The organism is Limosilactobacillus caccae (assembly GCF_900156885.1).
Lineage (GTDB): Bacteria > Bacillota > Bacilli > Lactobacillales > Lactobacillaceae > Limosilactobacillus > Limosilactobacillus caccae.
In genome coordinates this window covers 482,999-497,346 of record NZ_FTOY01000010.1, presented here as the reverse complement: position 1 = coordinate 497,346, position 14,348 = coordinate 482,999, and the positions used below count along the sequence as shown (strand labels likewise).

General features: G+C 47.8%; 12 protein-coding genes. 2 read left to right on the top strand and 10 right to left on the bottom strand.

The features are described 5' to 3' along the window. Window positions 1-2: 2 nt before the first annotated feature. The 4 genes from CZ502_RS05590 to CZ502_RS05575 all read right to left on the bottom strand — a co-directional run bounded on the left by CZ502_RS05590 (window position 3) and on the right by CZ502_RS05575 (window position 3,760). Entirely contained in the window at window positions 3-734 is a 732-nt protein-coding gene (locus tag CZ502_RS05590) for a gamma-glutamyl-gamma-aminobutyrate hydrolase family protein (RefSeq protein WP_076460389.1), read from the bottom strand. Between the two features lie 123 nt (window positions 735-857). Next, window positions 858-1,394: a bifunctional pyr operon transcriptional regulator/uracil phosphoribosyltransferase PyrR gene (gene pyrR, locus CZ502_RS05585; RefSeq protein WP_076460387.1), complete on the bottom strand. Its 537-nt coding sequence runs from the start codon at window positions 1,392-1,394 to the stop codon at window positions 858-860. Between the two features lie 155 nt (window positions 1,395-1,549). Next, the gene (locus tag CZ502_RS05580; protein ID WP_076460385.1) at window positions 1,550-2,359 is read right to left on the bottom strand and encodes an immunoglobulin-like domain-containing protein; all 810 of its coding nucleotides are present in this window, start codon (window positions 2,357-2,359) and stop codon (window positions 1,550-1,552) included. A gap of 105 nt (window positions 2,360-2,464) precedes the next feature. Next, window positions 2,465-3,760 carry an adenylosuccinate synthase gene (locus CZ502_RS05575; protein WP_076460383.1) on the bottom strand — a complete coding sequence of 432 codons (1,296 nt, stop codon included), beginning with the start codon at window positions 3,758-3,760 and terminating at the stop codon, window positions 2,465-2,467. Between the two features lie 196 nt (window positions 3,761-3,956). Here CZ502_RS05575 and CZ502_RS05570 point away from each other — a divergent pair, with 196 nt between their 5' ends. Further along, window positions 3,957-4,931 carry a GMP reductase gene (locus CZ502_RS05570; protein WP_076460381.1) on the top strand — a complete coding sequence of 325 codons (975 nt, stop codon included), beginning with the start codon at window positions 3,957-3,959 and terminating at the stop codon, window positions 4,929-4,931. Between the two features lie 141 nt (window positions 4,932-5,072). Then, the gene (locus CZ502_RS05565; RefSeq protein WP_076460379.1) at window positions 5,073-5,573 is read left to right on the top strand and encodes an ECF transporter S component; all 501 of its coding nucleotides are present in this window, start codon (window positions 5,073-5,075) and stop codon (window positions 5,571-5,573) included. Window positions 5,574-5,657: 84 nt separating this feature from the next. On the opposite strand, the gene CZ502_RS05560 is transcribed toward CZ502_RS05565, so the two are convergent. The 6 genes from CZ502_RS05560 to CZ502_RS05535 form a co-directional block, all read right to left on the bottom strand. After that, complete coding sequence (locus CZ502_RS05560; protein WP_076460377.1) at window positions 5,658-7,448, bottom strand: glycerophosphoryl diester phosphodiesterase membrane domain-containing protein; 1,791 nt, start codon at window positions 7,446-7,448, stop codon at window positions 5,658-5,660. 95 nt (window positions 7,449-7,543) lie between these two features. Next, a complete protein-coding gene (locus tag CZ502_RS05555) occupies window positions 7,544-8,410 on the bottom strand; it encodes an aldo/keto reductase (protein WP_076460375.1) in 867 nt (288 codons plus the stop codon). 181 nt (window positions 8,411-8,591) lie between these two features. Then, on the bottom strand, window positions 8,592-9,257 hold the full coding sequence (gene pgmB / locus CZ502_RS05550) for a beta-phosphoglucomutase (protein WP_076460372.1): 666 nt from the start codon (window positions 9,255-9,257) through the stop codon (window positions 8,592-8,594). 18 nt (window positions 9,258-9,275) lie between these two features. After that, window positions 9,276-11,528: a glycoside hydrolase family 65 protein gene (locus CZ502_RS05545; RefSeq protein WP_076460369.1), complete on the bottom strand. Its 2,253-nt coding sequence runs from the start codon at window positions 11,526-11,528 to the stop codon at window positions 9,276-9,278. 67 nt (window positions 11,529-11,595) lie between these two features. Then, window positions 11,596-12,942 (bottom strand): SLC45 family MFS transporter, encoded by a 1,347-nt coding sequence (locus tag CZ502_RS05540; protein WP_076460366.1) that lies wholly within the window; start codon window positions 12,940-12,942, stop codon window positions 11,596-11,598. Window positions 12,943-13,159: 217 nt separating this feature from the next. Then, complete coding sequence (locus tag CZ502_RS05535; RefSeq protein ID WP_076460363.1) at window positions 13,160-14,338, bottom strand: acetyl-CoA C-acetyltransferase; 1,179 nt, start codon at window positions 14,336-14,338, stop codon at window positions 13,160-13,162. Window positions 14,339-14,348: the final 10 nt, after the last annotated feature.

Below are 14,348 nucleotides of genomic sequence, written 5' to 3'. Positions count from 1 at the left end.
GCTTAGCCCTCTTTTCTCGTTTTATTGATTAAGTCAGTAAACAGCTTATTCATAATTTGGACGTTACCGTGGAGCATTTCTGGATGCCACTGCACCCCAATAATTGAGCCATCCTCATTTTCAAAGGCTTCAACCACGCCGTCCTTGGCCTGGGCTGAGATTGCTAAGCCCTTCCCCATGTTCTTGATCAGCTGGTGGTGGAAGCTATTGATTGAGATTTCCTTTTCCGCAAATAACTTTGCCAAGTAACTACCGTCGATAAGCTCGGCGGTCTGGGTCGCCAATGTCGGGGTGTGTCCCTGGTCATGCTTTAACGTCCGCTCCTGCCGGTAGCTAAGGTCCTGGTAAAGCGAGCCACCATGCGCCACGTTGATCAGCTGGGCACCGCGGCAAATCCCTAGAACGGGCAAGTGCCGTTGCTCAGCACCGGTCAGCAGGCGGATGTCAAAGCGGTCGCGTTCCGGCCAGATCATCCCAATCTTTTGTTGCGATTCCTCCCCATATAAGCGGGGATCAATGTCGTGCCCCCCGGACAAGATCAAGCCATCGACATTGGCAATTTGTGCCGCGGTGACATCCGGGTCCTCATTAAACGGAATGATATACGGGATCCCACCATTTTTGATCACCGAGTCAACATAGTCCTCGTTAACGTAGCTCCGGTAATATCCCGGCAAGGCCCCGCTATTATTAATAATTCGTGAGCCTGAAATTCCAATAATCGGTTTTCCCATTGTCTCTTCTCCTCTCGCCGTTTTCACGTTCCCTATATTAAACGTTTATAAAAAATAAGTAAATAAAATTTAGCCATTAATAAAGTGGGGTTCCAAGACTAATTGTCCTGAAGCCCCACTTTATTAATTATGTTCGATTGTCACATCTTCGTGACCATCGTACTCTTCAACCGCCACGTGGACGGTCTCATTCATCGCTGTCGGAATGTTCTTCCCAACAAAATCTGGCCGGATCGGCAGCTCACGGTGACCACGATCAACAAGGACCGCCAGGGAGATGCGCTTTGGCCGCCCCATATCCATCAATGCATCGAGTGCGGCCCGCACCGTCCGCCCGGTGAATAAAACATCATCGACGAGGATAACATGCTTATCGTTGATATCAATATCTAACTGCTCAGTCTTTACTGTTGGCTCCTGGTGGTGATCGGGAACATGACGATCATCACGATACAAGGAAACATCTAGCGCCGCAACCGGAACATCAACACCTTCCAGCTGGTTAAGCCGTTTAGCCAGCCGCTTAGCTAGGTAAATCCCGCGTGTCTTAATACCTACAAACACCAGATTATCGACACCCTTATTTTGTTCGATAATCTCATAAGTAATCCGGGTCAACGCACGCTGCATACTGGAACCATCTACAATCTCATGAGCCATCGTGTCACTTCCTTATATTATTTTTAATTGGACGTGGTGATAAAGGGCAACCCCTTCATTCCCGCTTCTTTTTCAGTCTCCCCGGCGACTACCCACCTGCCATCCGGGAATTAGGTAAATTATTAGTTTTATTTTAAGGGTCTAGCATGCCCCTGTCAATTATCCGTGCTAGCGAACTCACTTAACCATTTTTGTACTTGTTGTGAGACATTACTCCAGATTTCGGCAAAGTCACCCTCGTTTTTGAGGTTATTGACTATCTGGGTTCCGTCATCGGGGTTTTGCTGGATCTCGTTAATTGTGTCGTTGACCTGGTTGAAGTCCTGCTTAACCCCGTTATCTTGTACCTGGTTTTGGAGCTGCTGGTTCTGGTTTTGGATGGTGTCTAACCGCTCCTGGAGTGCCTGCTGGTCGTGGTCCTTTTGGTACTGCTGGGTGGCTCCTTTTAGCTGGGCAACCTGGTTGGCAAGCTTTTGGTTGTCCTCACTGAGCTTGTTAATGTTGCTTGAGTTATTGCTAATCTGACTGCTCTGCTCGTTGTTATTGGCCGCTTGGTCTGCTTGGCGGTTACGGTTATTGATGGCCCACCACACACCAACGATTATCAAGAGGGCTAAGATCAGCCACAGCCACCCCTTTTTCGACTTTTGGTCCGTTGGTGTCGCGGCGGGCGTGGACGACTGGTGATTAGCCGGTTCCTGGTTAGCCATGACCCGGACGTTTAGGGTAACACTGTCCTGGCTACTTTGGCCGTCAGCATCCATTACGCTGAGCATTAGCGGGTATTCCCCCACCTGGTTGATGTTTACCTGGGTCAAGTTAATGATGACCTTACTCGTCAGGTCCTGGCCGTTGCTGCCAGTGGCGTGAACACCGAGTTGTTGTAGTAAGTCATTCTGGTTAATCGTTTGGTTAAGCGGCCAGTCAAGGTAATGGCGGCTAACCGTAATTGTTGGTTGTGACATCGTTTTTCTCCCTATTTTCAATCGTCTATCTTGCTTGATTATAGCACAATATAAAAAAGAGCCGTGATCGCAAATCTCACCGCTCTTTTCACAATTATTAGTAATTTACTTTTCTAAATCCCATGGGTCCTTAACGATGATCGTTTGAATCCGGTCAGCACCAACGGAAACCGTCGCAAGTGGTGATTCGGATAATTCGCTCACCCGCTTCAAGTAGTTTTGGGCATTGATTGGTAAGTCGTCGAAGGACTTCGCACCAGTAATATCTTCGTCCCAGCCTGGTAATTCTTCGTAAACTGGTTCGCAGCGTTCGAGTTCTTTTAAGCTTGCTGGGTAGTAGTCAATTTGCTTGCCGTCAAGCTTGTAAGATGTACAAATCTTAACAGTCTTTAAGCCCGTCAAGACATCTAATAAGTTTAAGCTCAGGCAAGAAATCCCGGAGACCCGGCGGGCGTGCCGCATGGCAACACTATCGAACCAACCAACCCGCCGTGGCCGGCCAGTAACCGTCCCGTATTCGTGACCGGTTTCTCTAATCTGGTCACCGATTTCGTTCGTCAATTCAGTTGGGAATGGGCCAGCACCAACCCGGGTGGAGTAGGCCTTGCAGATACCAACAACGGTATTGATCTTATTTGGGCCAACCCCAACCCCGGTGCAGACACCACCAGCAATTGGGTTAGAAGCGGTCACGTATGGGTAGGTCCCCTGGTCAACGTCGAGCATTACCCCTTGGGCCCCTTCAAAAAGAACCTTCTTGCCGCCATCTAAGGCATCGTTGACGATTTGGGCAGTATCAGTAACGTATTGCTTCAGTTCCTGCCCATATTCGTAGTAACTCTCAAAAATGTCGTCAAAGTTAAGCGGGTCAACGTGGTAGAGCTTCGTGAACAACTCGTTCTTTTCCGCCAGGTTGCGTTGAAGCTTGATCTTAAACGTATCCTTTTCAAGCAAGTCACACATCCGGATCCCAATCCGTGAAACCTTATCCATGTAGGTTGGGCCAATGCCGTTCTTCGTCGTTCCAACCTTGTGGTCACCCTTTGCTTCTTCCTGGCACTTATCGAGTAAGATGTGGTACGGGAAGGTAATGTGTGACCGGCTTGAAATCCGCAGGCCAGAAATATCAATGCCGTTATCTTGGAGGTAATGCAGTTCCTTAAGCAATGCCGGTGGGTTAATCACAACCCCGTTACCGATTACCGCAAGCTTATCCTTACCAAAGATTCCTGATGGAACAAGGCGCAATGAGAACTTTTTGCCGTCAAAGGCAATGGTGTGACCGGCGTTGTTCCCACCCTGGGAACGAACAACAACGTCCGCTTCCTGGCTAAGGTAATCGGTCATCTTCCCCTTTCCTTCATCGCCCCATTGACTACCAACAATAACTACTGATGACATTTATTTTCACCTCATCGTTTAGTTTCTAAATTAACGTTTTTACTTCCTTATCCTACTGGATTTCAACGCAATCGTCAACAGTTTCTCGAACTTTTTCAGAAACCATCCCAAAAAATGTACGCTATTTTATTGACGCTGCCAATCTTTAAGTGCATAATAATTTACGGTATTTTTAATAAAAAAAGGAGCTATCTTTGTGAAAACATTCGATTACGATGACATCCAACTGGTACCTAATAAATGCATTATTAAGAGTCGCAAGGATGCTGATACGAGCATCAAGTTTGGTCCCCGGACCTTTAAGATTCCCGTTGTCCCTGCCAACATGGAGAGTGTGATTAACGAGGAGCTCGCTGTGTGGTTAGCACAAAATGATTACTACTATGTCATGCACCGCTTCCAGCCCGCTGACCGGCCAGGTTTTATTAAGCGAATGCACGACCAGGGGCTATTTGCTTCGATTTCAGTCGGCATTAAGGATAGTGAATATGACTTCATCGACCAACTAAAAGCCGAACAATTAGTTCCTGAATACATCACCATTGATGTCGCTCATGGTCACTCTGATTACGTCATTAAGATGATCCAATACATCAAGGAGCAATTACCAACTGCCTTTGTCACTGCTGGAAATGTCGCAACGCCAGAAGCAGTCCGCGACCTTGAGAATGCCGGCGCTGACGCGACAAAAGTCGGGGTTGGTCCCGGCAAGGCCTGCATCACCAAGCTAAAGACTGGTTTTGGAACCGGGGGCTGGCAGCTGTCTGCCATCCGCTGGTGTGCTAAGGCAGCCCGCAAGCCAATCATCGCTGACGGTGGCATCCGCCATAACGGGGATATTACCAAGTCTGTACGTTTCGGTGCATCAATGGTAATGATTGGTTCATTACTCGCCGGCCACCTCGAATCACCAGGCCACGTCATCAACATTGATGGCAAGCGCTATAAGCAATACTGGGGGTCTGCTTCTGAAGTGCAAAAGGGCGCCTACCGCAACGTCGAAGGGAAGCAGATGCTGGTCCCTTACCGCGGTTCAATCGAAGACACCCTTCGTGAAATGCAAGAAGACTTACAATCATCAATTTCCTACGCCGGGGGTAAGGACCTTGAAGCCATCCGGAAGGTCGACTACATGATTGTTAAAAACTCAATTATGAATGGTGACTACTAAAGATTATTTTAGAGGTCAGGGAGTAGACTCTGACCTCTATTTTTGTTTAATGGTCAGCTACCTAGTCACCGGGAGGAAAAACCTTTTCCAGTAACACAAATCAAGTACAATTATCAGCAAGTCACTTTGCAAGGAGTTATCATGCGCACAAATCGCAAGTTTACACGAACTATTATCGGGGCAATGCTGCTTGCCCTCACCCTCGTTCTCGGCCGCTTCTTCCTCTTTCCCATTCCGTGGACCCACGGCAATGTCAACCTCTGCGACGCAGGAGTATTTACTGCCGCCATGTTACTCGGTCCTGGTGCCGGGACCGTTGTCGGCGGCTTCGGGGGATTATTTTTAGACCTCATCTCCGGTTTCCCTCAGGATGCCCTCTTCTCATTTGCCGCCCATGGTCTGGAAGGCTTGATCAGCGGTTGGATCTACAAGAAGTATGGTCAGTACCGGTGGGGTAAGTGGTTAGCGGTCCTCGCCGGCACAATCGTAATGATTGCCATCTACTTTATCTGCAACTCTGTGATGTACCACGTCATTACCGGCTTTATGAGCCTGGGGTCAAACTTCATCCAGGGAATGGTCGGCGGTCTTGTCGCCCTCGTCATCATTCAACAACTGAAGAAGAGAAATATTAATTTATAAAAACAAGCGGCCGGGGAACTTTCCCGACCGCTTATTTTATTACCCGGCAAATCATTGTCGCGCCTCTAACACCATCAGCCAACGTTACGGCTCTAAGCCGCCACCGGTTGGGACGACCAGGATAAAGTTGAGTAGCCGGTTGGCGTAACTCATCGCCCCCGTATAACTGCCAATTGTCCGGTTAAGTTCACCAAGATTATCCGTGATAATGCCGTCAACGTGATTGTACATCATCTGTTTCATCACCCCTGGCTCATTTACCGTCCAGGAGTACACCGGGTGGTCTTGGTAGTGTGATTGGCGGATGAACTCAAAATTTAATGTCGAATATTCCATCGAATAACCATCCGCAATACTGTGGGGGTAAGAAAAGTTATAGGGCTGGATATACAGTACCTTTAACTGCGGGTTGAGTTTCTTCAACGTCGTCACTGCCCAATAATCCAACGATTGCGCCTGATCATGGTCCCGGATAAGCCGTTGCCCGTATTGCTGGTTAAAACGACGAAGCATCCCCTTTGAGTCCTGGGGAGTTGTTTTAACTTCCACCAGTAGTTTTTGATGCAGCCGTTCAGCCGCCGCTAAGTACTGGTCAAAGCTGGCAATCTTAGCTTGGTGGCCATTTTCCTTTGCGGTCAGCTTAGTAAGCTGCTTTAAGGTCAGTTGGTGGGGCGTCTTGTCAACTCCCGTTAGCTCCTTTAAGTTTTCATCATGAAGGACAACAAACTGGTGGTCTTTCGTCTCGTGAACATCCATTTCCACATAGGTTGGATGAAGCCGGTGCGTTTTTTGCAGGGCGGGGATCGTATTTTGCACCCCGTTTTCCTCGGCCACTCCCCGGTGCGAAATCGTAATTGGTTGGTTTACCTGTGCGCCGCGTAAGTAATAAATATTGTTAAAAATCGCGACACCGGCGATCATTAGCATCAGGATCGCAAAGACCAGTCCCACTCCCCGGTACGGCTCTTTTGTTGGCGGTGCGGAAACAATTCCCTTAACCGGTAGCAGGGCAATGATAATTTGCAAGGCAACAATTCCTGCCCAAATTGTCAGCAGTTCACTAACTGCCTGAATCAAGGTCAGGTTAATGACTGCCGTGACGAAGGCAAATTTCCCGGGAAATAAATCCATTACCCACTGCACCCCGTAAATCACTGCATAAAAGGCCCCCAGAAAAAGTGTCGCTAATAAGCCAAGGACAATCAACCGCTTAAGGTAGCTCCACCAGCGCAAATGCCCGGTCAACCGCCAGCTATTGGTAACAGCGGTCTTGGTCGGTTGCCCCTCGTAAATCATCAGCGGCAGGGTTAAAATCAACCGAACGCCCAGGACTGTGATAATCGTGTAGAACACAATTAATGTCGTCAAAAGTGCCCCGCTGCGGGTCATGAAGTCGACGATAAACTCGGGAATCTGGACCTTTGATAATAAGGGGGTGCGAAAGACTAAGTCAACGAATGGGATTACCAGGATGAAATAGCCGAGCATCAAGGGCAATGACCCCCACCGGATCTGCCGCACAGCCTGCCAGGATTGTTGTAGCATTAACCGCCAGGTCGCCTGGTCATGCAGAATTAGCCGTAGCCCTGATAGCAAAAGGGCAAACTGCCAGTAAATTAGCAGTAGCAAGATGATTAACTCCCCCAGCAAGGCCAAAACAACAAACTGGTGCTGGGTAATAAGGATTAGCAGGTTTTGATAAGATACAAATGGGATCCCCCCAGCCTGCAAGATAAAAGTCGTCCCCCACCGCAATAGTGGAATGAATACCAACTGATTAAGTACATCAATGCCAACAAATAAGGCAATCAGCGCTAGCCAGTGCTGCCAAAATTGCCGTGAATACTGCCGTAAGTCGTCCCATATTAACTTCACGTTACTCGCGCCCCTAAATAAGAATTAGCTGAAACCTATTATAATATAAAATGACCTCACTAGCCTTGATAGTTAGTGAGGTCATATTTAATTATTTAGAAATCAACATCATCAGGGTCCGCACACTGGCCACCCATGTTTGGTAACATGCTGATTTTCTCCATTTCTTCATCAGTTAATTCAAAGTCAAAGAAGTCCTTGTTTTGAATCATCCGTTCTTCATGAACTGACTTTGGCAATGGAACGACACCCTGTTGGATAACCCAGCGCAAGCAAACCTGGGCGGCGGACTTGCCGTACTTGTCAGCAATCTGTAAGATCGTTGGGTTTGTCATTACCGTCGCACCCTGGCCGCCTAGTGGTGCCCAGGCTTCAACTAAGATGTTGTGTGCTTGCAGGTACTTAACTTCTTCAGTGTGTGGCCAGCCCGGGTGAACCTCGATCTGGTCAACCGCTGGGGCAACCTTAGCGGTCTGCATTAAGTCCACAATGTGGTGGGGCATGAAGTTACTGAGACCGATTGCCCGGATCTTGCCGTCATGGTACAGGTCTTCCATCGCCCGCCACGTTTCGGCGTTGATCTTCGCCGCATCTTCACCGAATTGCTTCTGGTTAGCTGGCCAGTGGATCAAGTAAAGGTCAAGGTAGTCCATCTGCAGGCGATCAAGGGTCTCTTGGAAAGCCTTCTTAGTCGCATCGTAACCCCGGTTCGTGTTCCAGAGCTTACTGGTAACAAAGAGGTCCTTCCGGTCAATCCCAGAGTCCTTAATCCCCTTCCCAACCGCTTCTTCATTGCCATAAACAGCCGCGGTATCGATGTGCCGGTAACCATTGGCAATGGCATCGCTGACGGCCTTCTCGGCAACATCAGCAGGTGTCCGGAAGGTGCCATAACCAACACATGGAATCTGGACGCCGTTGTTTAAATTCAATTTATCGTTAATATTATTCAATTCAATCATTTTTTACCCACTCCTTTTATCTTTAATTATAAAGGTTTGCGCTTACAAAAAACACAATTATGCCTTCCAAAAGCGTAAAAAGCCGTTATTCCTCTCTTTAACGAAAAAGCAGCGGCCGGAAACCCATCTTTTCCGTTCGCTGCTTCACATATTTTATTGTTGTCGTATGAGGTTAATTTGGTTAATCTTCCATCTGGGCCTTAATGGCGGCTAATGAAACGTCACCAGTGTGGGCAAACTTAACATCAGCATCCTTCAGGTCAGCCCCGAAGCCGATTGATAATTCACCGGCACGGTTGATTGATTCAACCCCGGCTTGGGCATCTTCTAACCCAGCAACCTGGTCAGCAGGCAAGTCCATTAACTTCGCTGCTTCGCTATAAATTTCTGGGTCTGGCTTCCCGTGGGTCAACTTCGCCGGATCAACGATCCCTTCGAAGTAATCAGTAAGTTGTAAGTACTTCAAGACCTTTGGCGCATTCTTTGATGCCGAGGCTAACACAATGTGGTAGTTGTTGGCCTTTAATTCATCCAAGAAGTCCTTCATCCCCGGCAAAATATCAGCCGGTGTCAAGGTTTCAACTAACTTGATGTAGTTATCGTTCTTCTCGGTCGCCAAGGCTACCTTTTCATCATGGCTGTAATCATTTTCGTGACCGCCAGCCTTGAGGATAAGTTCGAGTGAATCCATCCGGCTGACCCCCTTTAAGGCGTCAGCTAGTTCAGGGGTCCATTCAGTGCCCACCTTGTCCGCTAATTGGTGCCATGCTTGGCCGTGAAAACGGGCAGTATCGGCGATCACCCCGTCGAGGTCAAAAGCAAAACCTTTCAAATCTGCAAACTTCATCTCAAATGCCTCCAGTAATTACTTTAATTCAAGCTTCTTACCGTCAAGGTCGATGGTAATTGGGTCACCAGATACTAAGTCAATCTTAGTACCGTTCTTGTCAACCTTAACCTTCAAGATCCGGCCACGGAACATTTGACGGAATTGGTAAGAGTTCCACTTCTTTGGCAGGAATGGGGCGTAGTGTAATTCGTTGTCACGAACCCGCATACCGGCGAACCCTTGCACGATATCAAGCCATGAACCAGTCATCGAAGTGATGTGCAAACCGTCGGAAGTATCGTTGTTGTAGTTATCAAGGTCAAGCCGTGCTGACCGTTCATACAATTCAACGGCCTTGTCTTCGTAGCCAATATCAGCAGCGATGATGGAGTAAACGGAAGCAGAAAGACTTGATTCGTGAACCGTGAATTGCTCGTAGAAGTCAAAGTTCTTCTTCTTTTCTTCCTTGGTAAAGTCATCGATGAAGTCCCAAAGACCTTGGATAACGTCACCCTGCTTTACGTATGGTGACCGTAAGATCTTATCCCATGACCAGTTTTGGTTCAATGGTAATTGGTCGGATGGAATTTCGGAAACTGGCGTAAGGTCCTTGTCTAAGAAGCCATCGTTTTCTGGGAAGATATCCTTTTGCTTGTCGTAAGGAAGGTACATGTTGTCTGCAATTCCCTTCCAGCGACGCTTTTCATCTTCAGAAACGTTGAGCTTCTTAGCAACTTCGTCATCAACTTCATCCAGGATTTCAAGGGTGTATTGTAAGGTCCACTTACATAAGAGGTTGGTGTACCAGTCGTTGTTAACGTTGTTGTCGTATTCGTCAGGACCGGTAACCCCGTGTAACATGTACTTGTTTTGACGTTGTGAGTAGTGTACCCGGTCTGCCCAGAAGCGTGAAATTTCAGTAAGGACTTCTGCCCCTTCGTGAAGGACGTATGACTTGTCGCCAGTGTACTTCGTGTAGAGGTAGATGGCGTAAGCGATGTCCCCGTTACGGTGAATTTCTTCGAAGGTGATTTCCCATTCGTTGTGACATTCAATCCCGTTGAAGGTAACCATTGGGAATAATGCCCCGTCAAGGCCTTGTTCCTTAGCGTTAACAAAGGCACCATCTAATTGCTTGTAACGGTACATTAAGAGGTTACGAGCGATTTCTGGGTTGGCAACCCCCAGGTAAACTGGAATACAGTAAGCTTCAGTATCCCAGTAAGTAGCACCACCGTACTTTTCACCAGTGAAGCCCTTTGGTGAAATGTTGAGCCGGTAGTCTTCACCGTAGTAAGTGGAGAAGAGTTGGAAGAGGTTGAAACGAATCCCTTGTTGAGCCCCTTCGTCACCATCAATTTCAACATCTGACTTAGTCCACCGATCTGCCCATTCCTTAACGTGAGGGTCAAGCAAGTCGTCAAAGCTTTGGCTGTCAAACTGGTCACTTAATTCGTTAAGGCGCTTTTCAATGGCGTCTTCAGAATCAAAGTCACGGGAAGTTACAACAACTGTCCGCTTTTCAACGTTGATTTCCTTACCAGCAGCAACCGTTCCGGCAAAGGTGTTGTAAGCATCCTTTTCATCGGTCCCGTCGCCTTGGTGGTCAAGGTCAGTCTTCGTTGTTGTTTGCATACCAACAGTAAATTGGGGGGTGCCAAAGTCGTTTTCCTTTGTTTCGGAGGTTAATTCGGCGTGTTCACCATTAGCACTCTTCTTCAAAACGTTCCAGAATTGTTCGTCGTAGTTAGCATCTTCGTTGTAAACGTCGGCATCAATCATGCTGGTAATTTCAACCTTGGCATCACTGTTACCATTGTTCTTGATGTGGAGCCGTTGACCAACTAATTCCTTTTGAACTGCTGAAACAAACCGTTCAAAGTTGAAGGCCATTTCAGTTCCACCAATTTCAACCGTAAATTCACGGGTAAGGATACCACGCTTCATATCAAGGTCGAGCTTGAAGTCCTTTGGTGTTTGCTTAGCAAGGTCCAGTTGTTCACCGTTAACCTTGATAACCATCTTCAAGAAGTTAACTGCGTTGATCATCTTTCCGAAGTACTTTGGATAACCATTCTTCCACCAACCAACACGAGTCTTGTCAGGGAACCAAACGCCACCGAGGTAAACACCTTGCATGTGGTCACCGGTGTAGCCTTCTTCAAAGAAGCCACGCATCCCGAGGTTTTCGTTAGCTAAACTAGTCATTGACTCTTGGAGCCGCTTGTCTGCTGGGTCCCATGTCTTAGTAGCAACATGCCATGGAGCGATATCAAATGTACGTTTCATTGAATTTCATCCTTTCATGAAATAGGGGCACCTTTTGCAGCTACCCCCATTATAAAATATTTACTAATTATTCAACATATGTTTCCTTAATTGTTCCAACTGAGATAGCACCAAGTACCATTACAATCCCGGCGAGGATAAACATGTTAACTTGAGAGCCACCAAGCAGTGGGAATAATGCGAAACTAAGCAATGAAGCAACGATCTGTGGTAAACAGATTGACCCGTTGAAGAGTCCAAGGTAAGTACCCATGTGCTTACCGGATAATGCGTTTGTAACAATCGTCAATGGGTAGGTGTTCATTCCGGCCCAGGCAATCCCAACAAGGGCGTATGAGACGATCAATGCCCATTGGTTGTGAATGAAGAAGATGGAGAGAAAACCAAGGGCACCGAGGAATAAACTACCACCGTAACCTAACTTGTGGTACTTGTTAGGAACCTTTGCCAAGACATATGACCAGATAACCGCCGCAATTGATTGAACGGCCGCGAGAACCCCGTACCAGTTACCAGCAGCCTGGTAGCCAGCAGATGTCGCGTTGGTGGTGTTCCAAACGTTCTTGGCGATTGCCCCTGCAGAGTATGTCCAGAGGTACTGGAATGCAAACCAGCAGAAGAATTGGACAAGGGTTACTGTCCAGAAGGCCTTTGGCGCGTGCTTCAATAATGTAAGCCAGTTTCCACCTTCCTTGTTATCTTCTTCAGAAATACCGTGGTACATTGCGTAAGTTGCGGGGTCATATTCGTGAACCCGGAAAACAGTAAACAGACTAGTGATAACCAGTAATGCTGCCCCAACGTAGAATGAAATGATAACCGAATCAGGAACAACACCCTTGGCCGCCGTGTTGCGAACCCCAAACCAGGTTAAGAGGAATGGGAAGATGGCCGCTAAAACCGCCCCGGTGTTTGATAAGAAACTTTGAATCCCGTAAGCGTAACTCTTTTGGTCATCATTAACCATGTCACCGACCATCATCTTGAATGGCTGCATAGCAACATTTGATGAAAGGTCAAGCAAGGCAACGGTAATTGCCCCGAACCACAAGGCGGCAAGTGATGCATACCCAAAGCCAAAACTACCAGAGTTTGGCAACAGCAACATCACGATAACCGCAACGATCATCCCTAACAACAGGTAAGGGAGACGCCGGCCACCAAGCTTTGGTGCCCATGTACGATCAGAATAGTAACCAATGATTGGTTGAACAATCAAACCAGCAAGCGGTGGTAAGATGAAGAACCAGCCAAGGTTGTTAGGGTCGGCCCCGATCGTTTGGAAAATCCGACTCATTTGAGAACTTTGTAAAGTAAATGCAGTCTGAACACCGAGGAATCCGAAGTTAATCATCCAGATTGTGCTCTTTGAGAGCGTCGGTAATCCAGCACCAGCGGACTTTTCTTGACTCATGCTAACAACTCCTTAACTAAAATAAGTCCTAAAAGTACTCATCTTTCTGTAAGCGCTTTAATTTTTATTGCAATATTATAATATCAGATTCAAATTGATTGTGCAACCGGTTGCGCAAAATTTCTGTAATCGGTTTCGCATTTTTTATTTTAAAAAGTAACAGGGCAGGCCTTATTGCAGGTCCTGCCCTATAAAATTAATTATTTAAACTATCAGGCTAAACTAACTTAAGATATGTTGCTTCACCCATTCCGCCACCAACGCAAAGGGAGGCAACCCCGTTAGTGTGCTTATTAGCGATCATCTCGTGTACCATCGTGACAACAATCCGCGCGCCTGAACAGCCAACCGGGTGCCCTAACGCAAGTGCCCCGCCCCACGGGTTCACCTTTGCCGGATCAATGTGGAGTAAGTCGATACAAGCCAATGCCTGGCTTGCAAATGCCTCGTTGATTTCAAACGTATCAATCTCATCTGTACTGATGTGGTGCTCATTAACCAACTTGCTAATCGCATAGTAGGGCCCTAACCCCATCACTGCCGGGTCAATTCCTACAACAGAAGACGCCTGCCATTCTGCTAGCGGGGTTAAGCCGTATTCTTTAACCGCGCTGGCGGCCGCTAAAACAACTGCCGCACCGCCATCATTTATCCCGGAAGCATTCCCCGCCGTGACGCTGCCATCCGGTTTAAAGACTGGCTTGAGTTTTGCCAATGCCGCTAACGAGGTCTCTCGCCGGGGAGCTTCATCAGTGTCAACGATAACCGTTGTGCCCTTCTTCGCCACCGTTACCGGAACAATCTCATCGGTAAAGCGCCCTTCATCCTGGGCCTTAACAGCCAGCTGGTGACTGGTTAGGGCAAACTGGTCTTGTTGCTCCCGAGTAATGTCGTATCGCTCATTGATGTTTTCCGCCGTAACTCCCATCGGGTAGTTGCCGTATACATCATTTAAGGCATCACTTTGCATCGCATCCAGCAAGGTGCCGTTGCCAAAGCGGTAACCATTCCGTGCCTTGGGCAGAACATATGGGGCCTGGGACATACTTTCCATTCCCCCCGCAACAATTACCCGGCCCTGACCAGCCCGGATTAAACTCGCGGCAAGGTTAATGCTAGAAAGGCCTGAAGCACAGACATCATTAATCGTGATTGCTGGCACCCCTTCACCCAGGCCCGCCTTCATCGACGCCTGGCGCGCTGGATTCTGGCCGGTCCCTGCTTGAATAACGTTTCCCATCAATACCTGGTCAACCTTATCACCGCTCAACTTTGCCTTTTCCACGGCCGCTTTAATCGCAATCGCCCCTAATTCGACTGCCGATTTTGAAGCTAGCTGACCGTTGAATTTACCGATTGGCGTCCGTTGGGCAGCAACAATATAAACCTTCTCCATTTAGTAATTC